This is a genomic window from Rhodoferax sp. (assembly GCF_028689295.1).
GTDB lineage: Bacteria > Pseudomonadota > Gammaproteobacteria > Burkholderiales > Burkholderiaceae_C > Rhodoferax.
The window spans coordinates 101,772-116,075 of sequence record NZ_JAQTWL010000006.1 but is presented as its reverse complement, the minus strand read 5'-3'; the positions used below and the strand labels follow the sequence as shown (position 1 = coordinate 116,075).

Annotated in this window: 15 protein-coding genes and 1 pseudogene; 12 read left to right on the top strand and 4 right to left on the bottom strand. The window is 60.8% G+C overall.

All coding sequences use genetic code 11. The features are described from left to right. Positions 1-2 precede the first annotated feature (2 nt). From PHF15_RS07500 to PHF15_RS07470, 7 genes and pseudogenes are all read left to right on the top strand, one after another. Positions 3-401 (top strand): annotated as a pseudogene (locus PHF15_RS07500) (hemerythrin domain-containing protein); the annotation flags it as partial. Between the two features lie 216 nt (positions 402-617). After that, positions 618-1,319: an ABC transporter ATP-binding protein gene (locus tag PHF15_RS07495; RefSeq protein ID WP_300120149.1), complete on the top strand. Its 702-nt coding sequence runs from the start codon at positions 618-620 to the stop codon at positions 1,317-1,319. A gap of 18 nt (positions 1,320-1,337) precedes the next feature. Next, positions 1,338-1,808 (top strand): hydroxyphenylacetyl-CoA thioesterase PaaI, encoded by a 471-nt coding sequence (paaI, locus tag PHF15_RS07490; RefSeq protein WP_300120085.1) that lies wholly within the window; start codon positions 1,338-1,340, stop codon positions 1,806-1,808. A 15-nt stretch (positions 1,809-1,823) separates the two neighbouring features. Beyond that, positions 1,824-3,149 (top strand): phenylacetate--CoA ligase PaaK, encoded by a 1,326-nt coding sequence (gene paaK / locus PHF15_RS07485; protein WP_300120084.1) that lies wholly within the window; start codon positions 1,824-1,826, stop codon positions 3,147-3,149. Positions 3,150-3,201: 52 nt separating this feature from the next. Then, entirely contained in the window at positions 3,202-4,335 is a 1,134-nt protein-coding gene (locus PHF15_RS07480; protein ID WP_366520589.1) for an ABC transporter substrate-binding protein, read from the top strand. A 27-nt stretch (positions 4,336-4,362) separates the two neighbouring features. Further along, complete coding sequence (locus tag PHF15_RS07475) at positions 4,363-6,015, top strand: thiamine pyrophosphate-dependent enzyme (RefSeq protein WP_300120081.1); 1,653 nt, start codon at positions 4,363-4,365, stop codon at positions 6,013-6,015. Further along, positions 6,012-6,788 (top strand): indolepyruvate oxidoreductase subunit beta, encoded by a 777-nt coding sequence (locus tag PHF15_RS07470; protein ID WP_300120080.1) that lies wholly within the window; start codon positions 6,012-6,014, stop codon positions 6,786-6,788. Before PHF15_RS07475 ends, PHF15_RS07470 begins: the two co-directional genes overlap by 4 nt. On the opposite strand, the gene PHF15_RS07465 is transcribed toward PHF15_RS07470, so the two are convergent. Further along, positions 6,780-9,005: a heavy metal translocating P-type ATPase gene (locus tag PHF15_RS07465; protein WP_300120079.1), complete on the bottom strand. Its 2,226-nt coding sequence runs from the start codon at positions 9,003-9,005 to the stop codon at positions 6,780-6,782. The genes PHF15_RS07470 and PHF15_RS07465 overlap by 9 nt on opposite strands. Positions 9,006-9,082: 77 nt before the next feature. Between PHF15_RS07465 and PHF15_RS07460 the strand changes: the two genes are divergently transcribed. From PHF15_RS07460 to PHF15_RS07450, 3 genes are all read left to right on the top strand, one after another. After that, on the top strand, positions 9,083-9,280 hold the full coding sequence (locus PHF15_RS07460) for a cation transporter (RefSeq protein WP_300120078.1): 198 nt from the start codon (positions 9,083-9,085) through the stop codon (positions 9,278-9,280). 12 nt (positions 9,281-9,292) lie between these two features. Beyond that, the gene (locus PHF15_RS07455) at positions 9,293-9,949 is read left to right on the top strand and encodes a Crp/Fnr family transcriptional regulator (RefSeq protein ID WP_300120077.1); all 657 of its coding nucleotides are present in this window, start codon (positions 9,293-9,295) and stop codon (positions 9,947-9,949) included. A gap of 78 nt (positions 9,950-10,027) precedes the next feature. Then, positions 10,028-10,219 (top strand): DUF2892 domain-containing protein, encoded by a 192-nt coding sequence (locus tag PHF15_RS07450; RefSeq protein WP_300120076.1) that lies wholly within the window; start codon positions 10,028-10,030, stop codon positions 10,217-10,219. A 1-nt stretch (position 10,220) separates the two neighbouring features. On the opposite strand, the gene PHF15_RS07445 is transcribed toward PHF15_RS07450, so the two are convergent. Further along, complete coding sequence (locus PHF15_RS07445; protein WP_300120075.1) at positions 10,221-11,117, bottom strand: recombination-associated protein RdgC; 897 nt, start codon at positions 11,115-11,117, stop codon at positions 10,221-10,223. Between the two features lie 187 nt (positions 11,118-11,304). Here PHF15_RS07445 and PHF15_RS07440 point away from each other — a divergent pair, with 187 nt between their 5' ends. Together PHF15_RS07440 and PHF15_RS07435 are read left to right on the top strand one after the other, a co-directional pair. Beyond that, positions 11,305-11,847 (top strand): Spy/CpxP family protein refolding chaperone, encoded by a 543-nt coding sequence (locus tag PHF15_RS07440; protein WP_300120073.1) that lies wholly within the window; start codon positions 11,305-11,307, stop codon positions 11,845-11,847. Between the two features lie 179 nt (positions 11,848-12,026). Next, positions 12,027-12,239: a DUF2788 domain-containing protein gene (locus tag PHF15_RS07435; RefSeq protein ID WP_300120072.1), complete on the top strand. Its 213-nt coding sequence runs from the start codon at positions 12,027-12,029 to the stop codon at positions 12,237-12,239. A gap of 66 nt (positions 12,240-12,305) precedes the next feature. Here the strand turns inward: PHF15_RS07435 and PHF15_RS07430 are convergent, their stop codons facing one another. Together PHF15_RS07430 and PHF15_RS07425 are read right to left on the bottom strand one after the other, a co-directional pair. After that, positions 12,306-12,884 carry an NnrU family protein gene (locus PHF15_RS07430; RefSeq protein ID WP_300120071.1) on the bottom strand — a complete coding sequence of 193 codons (579 nt, stop codon included), beginning with the start codon at positions 12,882-12,884 and terminating at the stop codon, positions 12,306-12,308. A gap of 107 nt (positions 12,885-12,991) precedes the next feature. Next, positions 12,992-14,194, bottom strand: a complete 1,203-nt coding sequence (locus PHF15_RS07425; protein WP_300120070.1) for an ammonium transporter — start codon at positions 14,192-14,194, stop codon at positions 12,992-12,994. Positions 14,195-14,304 lie beyond the last annotated feature (110 nt).

The following is a 14,304-nucleotide window of genomic DNA, read 5'->3' as shown; positions in this document are numbered from 1 at the left end:
CCATGGACGCACTGCGCATCATCAGCGAAGACCACAACAGCCTGTGGCGCATGGCCACCACGGTGGACCAATTGGCTGTTGAACTTGAAGCCGGTGTCGCGCTCGACCCAAATTTTTTGAGCGCGGCGCTGGACTACATCGTGCAGTTCGAGGAGCGCTTGCACTATCCGAAAGAAGATGGCTTTTTGTTTCACTATCTGCGCTTGCGCAGCCCTGAAGTTGCCACCACGCTCGATCGTCTGGAGCAGGATCACCGGGACAGCGGCAGCAGGCATCGGGCCTTGCGAGCCGCCATGGCAGCGGTGGCGGCAGGGGAGATGTCAGGGCCAGCACTGGCCACACAACTGCGCCACTTCACGGCCGATTTGAAGTCGCACATTCTGACTGAAGAAAAACAGTTGCTGCCACTGGCGCACAAGACCCTGCTGAAAGAGGATTGGGTTGAAATCAACCGCGCCTTTCATGATCCCGTTCACCCGCTATTTGGCGATGCCGCGCAGGCCGGGTTTCGTGAGCTGTACCACCGCATCGTCAGCGTGGCACCCGAATCTCTCGGACTGGGCGGCAAAAGTGTAGGCCATTTGCCAGGCGGCGCAAGCCCGGCACAGGCCGAAGTTTTGCTTCGGGTGCAGGGCCTGGAATCCTGCTACGGCCGCATCAAGGCGCTCAAAGGCATCAGCATCGAAGTGCGCCGCGGCGAAACCGTGGCGCTGGTGGGCGCCAACGGGGCTGGTAAAACCACTTTATTGCGAACGCTCTCGGGTGTACAGCCCATGAGTGCCGGCAGCATTTTTTTTGATGGTGAAGACATCAGCAGGCTGCGCCCGGACAAGCGAATGCGTCGCGGCATTTGCCAAAGCCCCGAAGGGCGCCAGGTGTTTGGCCCCTTGTCGATCGAGGACAACCTGCGTCTGGGCGCCTATACGCAACCCCGACACCAGGTGGCGGGCGACATGGAAAAGATATTCACCATGTTCCCGATCCTCAAGGAAAAACGCCACCAACCGGCGGGCACCTTGTCGGGCGGGCAACAGCAAATGCTGGCCATCGGCCGTGCCTTGATGGGCCGCCCGCGCCTGCTGCTGCTCGACGAACCATCGATGGGCCTGGCTCCGCTGCTGGTGCAAGAGGTGTTCGCTGTGATCAAGACGCTGAAAAGCCAGGGCATCACGATTCTGCTGGTTGAACAAAACGCCCTGGCCGCCCTTGACATTTCCGACCGTGGCTATGTGCTCGAGACCGGCTGTGTGATCCTGACCGGTAGCGGCAACGAGCTGGTGCGCAATGACCAGGTGCGAGCGGCCTATCTGGGCATGTGATTGACAGCGAGAAATCTAATGAAACAACAACACCCCCATGCGCAGAAGCTTGCCGAAGCGGTGGCTGCCGCCATGTGGCAGCGCGACCAGACCGTGCAGGCGTTGGGCATGACGCTGCAGAGCATCTCGGCAGGCAGTGCGCTGGTGTCGATGCCGGTGCGCGCAGACATGGTCAATGGCCATCACATTTGCCATGGCGGCCTGATGTTTACGCTGGCTGACACGGCCTTTGCCTATGCCTGCAACAGCTACAACCACAACACCGTGGCATCGGCGTGCCACATCGACTTTTTGGCACCCGCCAAAGAAGGCGATATGCTTGAAGCCGAGGCTGTGGAGCGATCAAGATCTGGTCGCACCGGGGTCTATGACGTGACCGTGCGGGTGCGTGGTGGCAAAATCGTGGCCTTGTTTCGAGGCAAGAGTTACCGTATCAACGGGGAAGTGATGGCTGAGTTGGAGCAGGCCGCGCAGGTCCCATCACAATAAGGCGGAAAGCGCAATATGACAGACAAGCAGCCAATGTCCAGCGATATTGATCCGATCGAGATCGCCAGTCGCGACGAAATTTCAGCATTGCAGCTGCAGCGTCTCCAATGGTCGCTCAGACACACCTATGACCATGTGGCGCATTTCAAAGCCAAATGCGATGCCAAGGGCGTGCACCCGGACGACCTGAAAACACTGGCCGATCTGGCCAGATTTCCGTTCACAACCAAACTCGATTTGCGAGACAACTATCCGTTTGGCCTGTTTGCCGTGCCGCGCAACCAGGTGGTGCGGGTGCATGCGTCTTCCGGCACCACGGGCAAGCCCATTGTGGTCGGCTACACCCAGCAAGACATTGACACCTGGGCGCAACTGATGGTGCGATCAATGCGTGCCGGCGGCGGCCGCGCAGGTGACATTTGCCATATTGCCTATGGCTACGGTTTGTTTACCGGCGGGCTGGGTGCCCACTATGGCGCTGAAAAAATGGGCTGCATGGTGGTGCCCATGTCGGGCGGGCAGACCGAGAAGCAGGTGCAGCTGATTCAGGATTTCAAACCCGACATCCTGATGGCCACGCCGTCCTATTCGCTGGTGCTGGCCGAAGAGTTTGAGCGTCTTGGCATTGCGCCCCAGGACATTTCCCTGCGCCTTGGCTTTTTTGGCGCCGAGCCTTGGGGTGAGGGCATGCGCGCCGAGATCGAGAAAAAGCTCGGCCTCGATGCCATCGACATTTACGGTCTGACCGAAGTGATCGGCCCGGGTGTGGCCTGCGAGTGCATCGAGTCAAAAGACGGCCCGGTCATCTGGGAAGACCACTTTTACCCGGAAATCATCAACCCGGAAACCGGTGAAGTGGTTCCCGAGGGCGAGCCGGGCGAGCTGGTGTTTACCTCGCTGACCAAACAAGCCATGCCGGTGATTCGCTACCGCACGCGCGACCTGACCCGCTTGCTGCCCCCCACGTCGCGCAGCTTCAGGCGCATCGACCGCTTGACCGGGCGCTCTGATGACATGCTGATCATTCGCGGGGTCAATGTATTCCCGACGCAAATTGAAGAGCAGATCATGCGCGACAAGCGGCTCTCAGGCAATTACCAGATTGTGCTCAGCCGCGACGGGCACCTGGACCAGGTGGAAGTGCGCTGCGAGTTGCAGCGCGACGTATCGGACAAACTCACAGCGTCCGAGCAGCTTGCCATTGGCAAGGAGTTGCAGCATCACATCAAGACCAACATTGGCATATCCACCCGGATCACGGTGCTGAAATTCGATTCGATACCGCGCACCCTGGCGGGCAAGGCGCGGCGCCTGTTTGATGAGCGACCCAAACTGATTTGAAGATGGAACTGATTTTTTTAACTACTAAGGAGACGCAACCATGAAATTCCCGATGAAAAAACTGCTCGCTGGTGCCGCTTTGGCGCTTGGCACGCTGACTTCTTTTGCCGCTGAGCCCATCAAGATTGGCTCGGTCCTGTCGATCACCGGCCCGGCCGCCTTTCTGGGCGATCCGGAGATCAAGACCCTGCAGATGTACGTCGAAGACATTAACAAGAAAGGCGGCGTTCTGGGCCGCCCATTGCAGTTGATTCACTACGATGACGGCAGTGACGCCGGCAAAGCCAACGGCTTTGCCAAGCGCCTGATCGACGACGACAAGGTGGATCTGATTGTGGGTGGCACCACCACCGGTGCCACCATGTCGATGGTGTCGCTGGTCGAAAAAGCCAACATTCCCTTTATCTCGCTGGCCGGTGCCGTGGTGATCATCGAGCCTGTCAAAAAGTGGGTGTTCAAGACGCCGCATACCGACCGCATGGCGGCCGAAAAGGTGTTTGATGACCTCAAGAAACGTGGCCTGACCAAGGTCGCCCTGTTGTCAGAGACCAGCGGATTTGGCCAATCCGGCAAAAAGGAAACCGAAGCCGTGGCTGCAAAGTACGGCATTACCCTGGTGGCCAGTGAAACCTACGGCCCCAAAGACACCGACACCAGCCCGCAATTGACCAAAATCCGCAACACCGCCGGCGTGCAGGCGGTATTTGTTTTTGGCCTGGGCCAGGGGCCAGCCATTGTCACAAAAAACTACAAGCAGCTTGGCATGACGCTGCCGCTGTACCAGTCGCACGGTGTCGCTTCTGAAGAATTCATCAAACTCGCCGGCGTTGCCGCCGAAGGTGTCCGCCTGCCCGCCGCATCGCTGTTGATTGCTGATAAATTGGCTGCCAAAGACCCACAAAAACCGGTGGTCACAGGCTACAAAAAAGCATTCAACGAAAAGTGGAAAACCGATGTGTCCACTTTTGGTGGCCACGCTTATGACGGTCTGATGATGGCCGTGGATGCCATCCAGCGCGCTGGTGGCACTGACAAAGCCAAGGTCCGTGACGCCATCGAGGCCACCAAGGGCTTCATTGGGACCGGCGGCGTGGTCAACATGTCGGCCACCGACCACATGGGCCTTGATCTGTCTGCCTTTAACCTGCTTGAAATCAAGAACGGCGACTGGTCGCTGGTGCAATAAGCGGCCCGATGTCCCACAGGAGAAGTTATGTCTGAAGTCATTTTGCTGGGCGTCGAGGCGGTGGCGCGCGGGGCCATCGATGCCGGCATCAGCGCGGCCTTTGCCTACCCCGGAACCCCTTCCACCGAGATCTACCAGACCATTGAGGAGCACGCCAAAAAGCACAGCTTGAGCGTGCGCGGCATGTGGTCCACCAACGAAAAAGTAGCGCTTGAAGAAGCGGTGGGTGTGTCCTATGCCGGGCGGCGTGTGCTGGTGTCGATGAAACACGTCGGGCTCAATGTGGCTGCCGATCCGTTCATGAACGTGGCGGTGTCAGGCGCGCACGGCGGCCTGGTGGTGGTGGTGGCTGACGATCCTGGCATGCACAGCTCGCAAAACGAGCAGGATTCGCGCTACTTTGCCGACTTTGCCATGGTGCCCTGCCTGGAACCGGCAGACCAGCAGCAGTGTTACGACTTTACCCGTGAGGCGTTCGAGTTGTCTGAAGCCCTGCAGGTGCCCGTGCTGCTGCGCTTGGTCACCCGCCTGGCTCACAGCCGCGCCAGGGTCAGGCTGGCCGCGCCGCGCGAGCAAAATGTGGCCAACTTTGTAACCGACCCAAGTCGTTTCATCCTGCTGCCCGCCAACGCCCGGCGCGCTTATGGCAAGCTGATCGACAAGCAAACTGCACTGCAGGCGTACTCGGAGGCCCACCCGGTGAATGCGCTGGCGATCACTGGCAAGGATCGTCCCGGCATTTTGGTGAGCGGCCTGGCGTGCAATTACCTGCAAGAGGCCCTGGGGGATACGCTGCAAAGCTACAACCTGTTGCGCATCGGCTGTTACCCCTTGCCGGTCAAGAAAATCCGCCAGTTGCTCGATGCCTCCAGCGAGGTCTGGATCGTCGAAGAAGGCTACCCGTTCATCGAGCGTTATGTAACGGCCTTGGGGCTGATGCGTGAGCGGCCGATTCGCGGCAAGCTCACCGGTGATCTGCCGCGCATGGGCGAGATGTCGCAAGACGCCATCAAGCGCTGCTTTGGCCTGCCAGTGAGCGCTTCGTTGCAGATTGCCGGTTTGACTGAAGTGCTGGTTGGGCGGCCGCCAAGCCTGTGTGACAAGTGTCCGCACACCGACTCCTACCTCGCCATTAACGAGGTGATTGCCGAATTCAACCCCGACCTGCGGGTCATGGGCGACATTGGCTGCTACACCCTGGGCGCCGTGGGGCCGCTCAAAGGCATCCACTCGTGCTTGTGCATGGGCGCCTCCATTGGCATGGCGATTGGTGTGGTGCATGCCGGCATGAAGCAGGCCCTGTGCGTGATTGGCGACGGCACCTTTACCCACTCCGGGTTGGCTCCGCTGCTGGACGCGGCGCGCGACAACACCAACATCAAGGTGTTCATTCTGGACAACAGCATCATCGCCATGACGGGCGGCCAGCCTTCTGCGGCCACCGACGAAGACGTCATCAACCTGGTCGCTGGTCTGGGGGTGGCGCGCGAGCACATTCGCATCGTGGTGCCGTCGCCGCACAAAAAGCACCACACCATGGAGACCATCCGCGAGGAACTGGCTTACACCGGTCTGTCGGTCATCATCGCGCGGCGCTCCTGCGTCACCTTCGCCAAGGAAATCAAGGACAGTAAGGAAGTCCGGGAGCTCAAGCGGCATGGCAAGGTGGAGCACGCATGAACTATGACCTGGTGGTGAGCGGTGTCGGCGGCCAGGGCGTGCTGACGATTGCGGGGGTGATTGACCACGCCATCCATGCCGCGGGTTTGCACCTGAAGCAGTCCGAAGTTCATGGCATGGCGCAGCGCGGCGGTGCGGTGTCGGCCTTTGTGCGCATTTCTGACCAGCCGGTCGCCAGCGACCTGATCGGCGACGGCATGGCCAGCATGGTGTTGTCGGTCGAACCCATGGAGGCGCTGCGCTACACCCAATTGCTGCGTCCGGATGGCTGGATCGTTTCCGACATCACGCCCATGGTGAATGTTGCCAATTACCCGCCAATGGATGCCTTGTATCAGGTGCTGTTTTCAGCGCCGCGGCTGGTGGCGCTGGATGCAGCGCGCATGGCGAAAAAGGCTGGCAGCATCAAGGTGCAAAACACCGTGATGCTGGGTGCGGCTGCCATGCATTTACCGCTGTCCCCGGAGCTGTTCGAGAATCAATTGCGCAGGCTTTTTTCGCGCAAGGGCGAGCGCATCGTCAACGCCAACATCAACGCTTTTCGCATGGGCGACGCGGCCAGTCGCTTTGCTGCGGCGTTGTTGGCCGCCGGCGTTGCCTCAGAGGTGGTGGCCCGGGTGGTATCGCGCATTGCCTTTGAGCCCGAAGCCGTGCCGCCGTCTTGCGTGGCCGCCTGGTGTCAGCGCTTGTTGAGCCCCGATGCTGCCCCGCTTGCCGCCAGCCTGTTTGCCGTCGATGAGGCCTTGTCGCCCGACGCCGTGCCCTTACTTTGATCGATCGGGTTGCCAGCGCTTGAGCAGCAGCGCGTTGCTCATCACGCTCACCGAGCTCATCGCCATGGCGGCACCGGCCATGACCGGGTTCAGGAAACCAAATGCGGCCAGCGGGATGCCCGCCACGTTGTAGATAAAGGCCCAGAACAGGTTTTGCCTGATTTTGGCCACGGTGCGGTTGGAGATGTCCAGCGCGGCGGCCACCAGCGCCAGGTCGCCGCGCATCAGCGTGATGCCTGCCGCGTGCATCGCCACATCGGTGCCGCCACCCACATTGGCCATGGCCATGCCGACATCGGCCGCCGCCAGCGCCGGGGCATCGTTGACACCGTCGCCGACCATCACCACGGTGCGGCCTTGTTGCTTGAGGCGGGTGATGTGTGCCGCCTTGTCACCGGGCAGCACATTGCTGATGACCTCATCCGGTTGCAAGCCGACGCGCTTGGCCATGGCCAGCGCAGCCGCGCTGTTGTCGCCCGAGAGCATCATGACCCGGATGCCGCGTTCGCGCAAAATGGCAATGGCGGCACTGGCCTCGGCCTTCGGCTCGTCGCCAAAAGCCAGCAGCGCCAGGGCCTGCAAACCGTCTGGCGTTTGTTGCGCCATGACCGCCAGCGTGGCCCCTTGTGCGCTCAGCGATGGCAGGCGCACATCGAGGCTGTCAAGCCGCACACCGAGTTCCTGCATCCAGCGCACACTGCCGATCAAATAGTCTTCACCGTTGACCTGGCCGCGCAGCCCCTTGCCCGGCGTGCTTTGCAATTGCGCCACGGCCGGCAAAGCAAGCTGCTTTTGCTGAGCCGCCATCACCACGGCACGCGCCAGCGGGTGGCCGCTGCCGCTTTGCAAGGCACCTGCAATGGCCAGCAAGGCGTCTTGATCGGCGCCCGCCGGCACGGCAAAGTCAGTCAGGCGCGCCTGGCCGAGTGTCAGTGTGCCGGTCTTGTCGAACACCACTACATTGGCTTTGTGCGCCAGTTCCAGTGCCTGCGCGTCCTTGATCAGGATGCCGTGTTGCGCCGCCACGCCGGTTCCTGCCATGATGGCCGCCGGCGTGGCCAGCCCCAAGGCGCAGGGGCAGGCGATCACCAGCACCGTGACCGCGTTGATGACAGCCACCTCGAAGGGCGCACCACTGAGCCACCAGCCCAGCAGCGTGAGCAGCGCCAGCCCCAGCACTACCGGAACAAACACGGCGCTCACCTTGTCCACCAGGCGCTGGATCGGCGCCTTGGCGGCCTGCGCATCTTCCACCAGGCGGATGATGCCCGCCAGCACCGTATCGACACCGGTGGCGCTCACCTGCACGATGACCCGGCCATCGCCATTGAGCGTGCCGCCGGTCACCTTGTCCTGGAGCACCTTACTCACCGGCAGAGGCTCGCCAGTGAGCATCGATTCATCGACCTGCGTCTGGCCCTCAATCACCCGGCCATCGACGGCAAAACGCTCACCGGGGCGCACCACCAGTTCGTCGCCCACCAGCACTTCGTCGATCGGCACATCGACTTCGCCATCGAATCCCAGCAGGTGCGCCGTTTCAGGCCGCAGGGCATGCAGGGCGCGGATGGCCGAGGTGGTCTGGCGCTTGGCCCGCGCTTCGAGCCATTTGCCCAGCAGCACCAGCGTGATGACCACGGCCGAGGCTTCAAAATACAGGTGCGGCATGGTGCCAGCGGCGGCGCTGAGCCATAACCACACCGACAGCGCCCAGCCGGCGCTGGTGCCCATGGCCACCAGCAGGTCCATGTTGCCGCTGAGCGACTTGAGCGAATGCCAGCCCGCCTTGTAAAAACGCGCCCCCAGAAAGAACTGCACCGGAGTCGCCAGGGCGAACTGGACCCAGGCCGGCAGCATCCAGTGCTGGCTCAGCAGGTCACCGAGCATGGGCAACATCAAGGGCAAGGACAACGCAATGCCCAGCGCCACGGGGGCAAATCCGGCCCAGTTCGATTCGCTGGGCGCGTCGATGGCCGCATTGGCCGCCACCGGTTCGTAACCGGCATCGCGCACGGCGCGCCGCAGGCGTGCCTCGATCTGCTCGGATGGCTGCACCATCACGCGGGCCGATTCAGTGGCCAGATTCACGCTCACTTCCTGCACGCCGGGCACCTTTTTCAGGGCGCGCTCAGCACGGCCAACGCACGACGCGCAGGTCATGCCGTGAATGCCGATGTCCACCCGCAAGGAGCCAGTAGGAAGTTGAGCTGTTGTCATAATTGGTGTAGCCTGAAATAAGTGGCAAGGTTCACAATACGCGCTTTTGATGCAGCCGTATTTTCCAAGGAATTGAAATGAAGCAGATATTTACCGTGACCGGCATGACCTGTGAGCATTGCGAAAAAGCCGTGGTGCGCGCCGTGCGCCAGCTCGACCGCACGGCCGAGGTGCAGGCCGACCGCACGCAAAACCGGGTCGAAGTGGACTCCGAGCTGCCGCGCGAAGCGCTTTCCCAAGCCATTGCAGAGGAAGGTTACACCGTCGCGGCCTGAGGCCAGCCCCGCATGACCGCCATGGCCTCGATGGCGCTGCTGACCGATTTATACCCGTCACTGGTTCAGGTGCGGCCCGCGCCGGATGCCCCGGAATCAGGCTTGCAGCCCCTTGAAGCACCTGCAGGCAGCGTGTTGTTCAGTGAAAACACGGCCTGCCAGGGCTTTCCGCTGGTGTTGACCGGTGAAATCAAGGTGTCGCGCCATTCGGGCGATGGCCGCTCGCTGGAACTTTACCGGGTGGTGCCCGGCGAGTTGTGCCTAGTTTCGAGCGCCTGTTTATTTCGCGCCCAGCCGCTCTCGGCCCATGGCGTCACCACCAAACCCAGTACCTTGCTGCTGATCAGGCCCGAGCTGTTCAAGCGGTGGCTGGAAACGCCCGCCTTTCGCAACGATGTGCTGGGACTTTTTGCCGAGCGCATGGCCGACCTCACCAGTCTGATCGATGCGGTGGCGTTTCAAAGGCTGGACCGGCGTCTGGCAGCGGCCTTGCTGGGGCGCGGTCAACTGCTCAATGTGACGCACCAGACGCTGGCCGACGAACTGGGTACCGTGCGCGAAATGGTGACCCGGCTGCTGCGCCGCTTTGAGCGCGAAGGCTGGGTCAGCCTGGGCCGCGAGCACATCCAGATTGTCAACGGCGCCGCCTTGCGAGACCTGGCTGGGTGACTTGAGTCACAGACACACCAAGCGGATTGGCGGTGTAATCTGCCCCTCGGTTCTTTAACCTGACCTCAAGGAGTTTTCATGAAATCAAACGTCGGCGGCATTGACCGCATTTTGCGCATCGTCGTAGGACTGGTGTTGATTGGCTTGACACTGACGGGCAACATCGGTGTCTGGGGCTGGCTGGGCGTGGTGCTGCTGGCCACAGGTGCCATTGGCTGGTGCCCTCCCTATGCCATTTTTGGCTGGAACACCTGTTCGACGAAGAAATAGCTTAGGCCAAAGGTGCCTCGCCCCCCAGCGCTTCCAGCAGCGCTGGCAGCGCCTTTTGCAGCTCACCGGTGGCAATCGCCACATCGGCATCGAAGCCGTCGTCCTTGCCCTGGCTGGCGCCTTCGAATACCACTTCCAGAAACGCCAATTTTTTAAGCTGCAAGCCTTCGGTGAGCACAAACGAGACCCTGTCGTCCCAAGTCAGCGCCAAGCGGGTGGGCATTTTGCCGCCCTCGATGTGCTGCTTGATCTCATCGGTATCGAGTCGGTGGCGGGCGTAGCGCACCACGGCTTTGGATTCATCGGCGGCCTTGAGCTCGCATTCGCGGTCCACGCTGAAACCTTGCGGTGCTTCCTGGCTCACCAGCCATTCGGCCATGGCGGCGCTCGGTGACAGCCGGGTGTTGAGCAAACTCAGCGCCAGACCGGGCAGGCTTTGCACCAGCAGCGTTGCCAGCTCATCGGCACGGGCCTGGCTGCCTGCATCCACCACCAGCAAATTTGCTGCGCGGTCAATCCAGACCTGGGTGCTGGACTGCTTGGTGAAGGCCATCGGCAACAGTTCCAGTCGAATGTCGTCCTTGAGGTCACGGGTCTCTTTTTTGCCCGGCTTGCGCCCGGTGCTGGCTTCAATCTTGGCCACCCGCTCCTGGGCTTTGCGGTTCACCACCGAGGCGGGCAGGGCGCGGGTCTCGGTCATCAGCTTCAAGATCCATTGCCCGGCCACCACTTCCAGCAGTGGCCCGTGGGCCTCGCCACGCGGCTCGATCCAGCCGATGGACCTTTCCTGGCTGGCACCACACTCCACAAAATGGTTGTCCTGCAAACGGGTTTCTATTTCCTGGGCGCTGAGGCTCCATTCCGCAGCGATGCGGTACATGATGACGTTCTTGAACACGGCTAACTTTCTATAAATCGATGCAAATGCGAAGCCGCCAATCATCCCATCAAAAACCGATGATTCAGCTGGCAAAACTTTACAAAGCTTTCACGGAGCCTCATGGACGCGTTACATGGACAGCGCACACTTCTCTTCACGCCGATGCCACTCTCTGGTCATTGGTATTAACTTGAAGGAAATGATCATGAAAACCAATCTCAAATTTTCTCTGGTCGCTGGTTTGCTGATGGCCGTCGGCCTGGCCTACTCGCAAGGCCCCATGGGCGGCGCTCAGTGCGACATGACCGGGCCACATGGCGCCATGCAGGGCCAGGGCATGAGCTATCGCGGCATGGGCAAAATGGACCCGGCCAAAATGCAGGCCAGGATGGACGCGCGCCACGCGGCCCTGAAAGCACAACTCAAGCTCACCCCCGCGCAAGAAGCTGCTTGGAGCGCTTATGTGGCCAACCACAATCCAGCGGCAGGCATGAAGGGCCAAGCTGCCTCGATGCCTGACCTGGCCAAGCTCACCACGCCGGAGCGTCTTGACAAAATGAAGGAACTGCGTGCGCAGCACATGGGCGAGATGACTACCGCCATGGACAAGCGCGCCGAGGCCACCAAGGCGTTTTATGCCGTTCTGACGCCCGAGCAGCAAAAGGTGTTCGATGCCCAGACCATGCAAGGCCGTGGTTCGCACAGGGGCATGCAGGGTGGCAAAGGCATGATGCAGCCCAGGGGATAAGCAAGTTTGCCTGATGACCCGACGGCCAGTGTTGCCCGCAAGGGCGGCGCTGGCCGTCGGGCTTTGTGCTGTTTCAAAAGGGCCATGGGATCGTGCTAGGCCTTGCCTGCGGACGAATGCGGTAAGCTCTGCGCCCGACCCACCCCTCACTCACGCCTGGATCCAAGGACAACGCGCCCATGTTTGGCTTTTCTGAAGAACAAATCGCCGCCTTTGGCATGACTTTTGGCGTCGGTGGCCTGATGCTTTACATGCTGTTCATCATCGGCCAGCTGGCCTGGGAATCCAAAGCCGGCAAATTCGGGTTTTTTGTCATGATGCTGGGGCTGGCCTTCGGCATGGTCGGCTTCGTTGCCAAGTACATGATCCAGTGGGTGATGGACATCAAATAGTCAGTTGGGGTCAGAGCACGTCACTTCGCGAGTGGTCTGACCCGCAAGTTATCAAATTCGCGGCGGTCAGCCGAAAGGCCTTATCCCGATCAGCAGCCCGTGCAGCCACAGCGTGAAAGCGATCCAGAGCGCCACCCCCAGCGCCACTGTCACCCCGGTGGCACCGGTGCTGCCCTGTGAATAAGGCGTGTCGTCCCGTATATCTCGCTTGCGGGCGGCCAGAAATGCAAAAACCGACCACAGCAGAAAGGTGCCGAACAGCATGACATGCGCCAGGGTGCCGTTGGTGAGCAGATGGGCCAACGCCCACAGCTTGACGGCCGCCATCATCGGGTGGTGAAGGCGCGCCTTGATGCGGTTGCCCGGCACATAGGCCGCAGCCAGCAGCACAAAGCTCAACAAGGTCAGCAGCATCGCCAAATGGCGCAAGGCTGGTGGCGGGCTCCACAGTAGCCACGGGCTTTGCCGTGCCTGACCGAAGCCCCACACGATCAGGCCAAACCCCAGCAGCGACACCAGCGTGTACAGCGCACGCCAGCTCGAAGTCCCAAGCTTGGTCCGGGTGCGGGTGCGCCAGTCGTCGGCGACGATCCTGACTGAATGCGTGCCCAAAAAAAGCAGAAGCCCCAAGACCAGATAAAGCATAGGTAGTGTCGTGAAGTCACGCCTCAGAGACGCGACACAAGATTAGGTCAGAGCTGTGATTTGACCACAGGCCATCCCCACCTGCGCCTGGACCCAGGGTCCGGCTGTTACCAGTTGGCTTCGCGCTCGGGGGATGCGCTGATTTTGTGGATGGACAGATCCGCGCCATCGTATTCTTCCTCCTGGCTCAGCCGGATACCCGTGGTATGTTTAAGCAGGCCATAGACCAATAGTCCACCAAGCAATGCCCAGCTCACGCCCATGGCCGTGCCGATCAGTTGCGCACCCAGATGCACACCGCCCAAACCGCCCAGCGCCTGGCTGCCAAACAGGCCGGCGGCCAGTCCGCCCCAGGTGCCGCACAAACCGTGCAGCGGCCACACGCCCAGCACGTCGTCGATCTTCCATTTGTTTTGGGTCAAGGTGAACATGAAAACAAAAATGGCACCGGCGACGGCACCCACCACCAAGGCACCTAGCGGGTGCATCAGGTCAGAGCCGGCGCACACCGCCACCAAACCCGCCAAGGGACCGTTGTGGACAAATCCAGGGTCGTTTTTGCCCACCAGCACGGCGGCCAGTGTGCCGCCCGCCATGGCCATCAGCGAGTTCACTGCCACCAACCCAGAGATTTTGTCGAGAGTTTGTGCGCTCATTACGTTAAAGCCGAACCAGCCGACCGTCAGCACCCAGGCGCCCAGCGCCAGAAACGGAATGCTGCTGGGCGGGTGCGCCGACATGGCGCCGTCCTTGCGGTAGCGGTTAGCGCGCGCACCCAGCAGCAACACGGCAGGCAGGGCAATCCAACCGCCCACCGCATGCACCACCACGCTGCCGGCAAAGTCGTGAAACTCGGCCCCGGTCAAACCCTTGATCCAGCCCTGCACGCCAAAATGCTGGTTCCACACGATGCCTTCAAAAAACGGGTAAATCAGGCCGACGATGACGGCGGTGGCAATCAGTTGGGGCCAAAACTTGGCGCGCTCGGCAATCCCGCCCGAAATGATGGCCGGGATGGCGGCCGCAAACGTGAGCAAAAAGAAAAACTTCACCAGTTCGTAACCATTTTTGGCCGCTAATTGCTCGGCTCCGACAAAAAAATGGGCGCCGTAGGCGACGCCATAACCCACGGCAAAATAGACGATGGTGGACACCGAAAAGTCCACCAGAATCTTGACCAGCGCATTGACCTGGTTTTTGCGACGCACCGTGCCCAGCTCCAAGAATGCAAAGCCTGCGTGCATGGCCAGCACCATGACCGCGCCGAGAAGAATGAACAAAGTGTCTGCGCCCTGTTTGAGTGCTTCCATGAAAACCTCTTGAAGTGGATTGCTGCTAATTGGTGCGTTTTTATTGAATTATTAAGAAACGCACCAAATTAAAGCAAGAAGCGCGCCAATTGTAAGATAACAAGTCCAAA

What these genes read in the sequence shown, in the direction of transcription:
- PHF15_RS07465 (WP_300120079.1), bottom strand. Translation starts at nt 9,005, where the DNA reads ATGACAACAGCTCAACTTCCTACTGGCTCCTTGCGGGTGGACATCGGC.
- PHF15_RS07450 (WP_300120076.1), top strand. Translation starts at nt 10,028, where the DNA reads ATGAAATCAAACGTCGGCGGCATTGACCGCATTTTGCGCATCGTCGTA.
- PHF15_RS07475 (WP_300120081.1), top strand. Translation starts at nt 4,363, where the DNA reads ATGTCTGAAGTCATTTTGCTGGGCGTCGAGGCGGTGGCGCGCGGGGCC.
- paaK (WP_300120084.1), top strand. Translation starts at nt 1,824, where the DNA reads ATGACAGACAAGCAGCCAATGTCCAGCGATATTGATCCGATCGAGATC.
- PHF15_RS07430 (WP_300120071.1), bottom strand. Translation starts at nt 12,884, where the DNA reads ATGCTTTATCTGGTCTTGGGGCTTCTGCTTTTTTTGGGCACGCATTCA.
- PHF15_RS07480 (WP_366520589.1), top strand. Translation starts at nt 3,202, where the DNA reads ATGAAAAAACTGCTCGCTGGTGCCGCTTTGGCGCTTGGCACGCTGACT.
- paaI (WP_300120085.1), top strand. Translation starts at nt 1,338, where the DNA reads ATGAAACAACAACACCCCCATGCGCAGAAGCTTGCCGAAGCGGTGGCT.
- PHF15_RS07435 (WP_300120072.1), top strand. Translation starts at nt 12,027, where the DNA reads ATGTTTGGCTTTTCTGAAGAACAAATCGCCGCCTTTGGCATGACTTTT.
- PHF15_RS07455 (WP_300120077.1), top strand. Translation starts at nt 9,293, where the DNA reads ATGACCGCCATGGCCTCGATGGCGCTGCTGACCGATTTATACCCGTCA.
- PHF15_RS07460 (WP_300120078.1), top strand. Translation starts at nt 9,083, where the DNA reads ATGAAGCAGATATTTACCGTGACCGGCATGACCTGTGAGCATTGCGAA.
- PHF15_RS07470 (WP_300120080.1), top strand. Translation starts at nt 6,012, where the DNA reads ATGAACTATGACCTGGTGGTGAGCGGTGTCGGCGGCCAGGGCGTGCTG.
- PHF15_RS07425 (WP_300120070.1), bottom strand. Translation starts at nt 14,194, where the DNA reads ATGGAAGCACTCAAACAGGGCGCAGACACTTTGTTCATTCTTCTCGGC.
- PHF15_RS07440 (WP_300120073.1), top strand. Translation starts at nt 11,305, where the DNA reads ATGAAAACCAATCTCAAATTTTCTCTGGTCGCTGGTTTGCTGATGGCC.